General features: G+C 39.0%; 1 protein-coding gene. It reads right to left on the bottom strand.

Going from position 1 to position 300, the window contains the following annotated elements; translation table 11 throughout:
* On the bottom strand, nt 1-190 hold a 190-nt coding region (locus AOA62_RS03860; RefSeq protein ID WP_256592280.1), incomplete at its 3' end, for a S4 domain-containing protein.
* Nucleotides 191-300 lie beyond the last annotated feature (110 nt).

Raw genomic sequence — 300 nt, forward strand, 5'->3', positions numbered from 1 at the left:
GAGCAATATAAACGTTTTCTCTAGCCACTCTCACGGGTTCTCCATTTAATCGAACATCGTCTCCAGGCTCCACTTGACTGCCTATCTCGGCTGGCTTCCCGTTAATTGTTACTTTACCAGCTTCTATTAACTTATCAGCACCTCGTCTAGAAGTTTTTCCTGAAGTACTTAAATATTTATTAATACGCACGTTACCACGACCTCGTTCGTTTATTTTATGCTTACTATACAATAATTCACCACTGCTTTCAAAAACATCCCTGGGAAAATAGGACCATACTATAAAGATGTAACTAAAGG

The organism is Pseudomonas sp. 2995-3, from assembly GCF_002742565.1.
Taxonomy (GTDB): domain Bacteria; phylum Pseudomonadota; class Gammaproteobacteria; order Pseudomonadales; family Pseudomonadaceae; genus Aquipseudomonas; species Aquipseudomonas edaphica.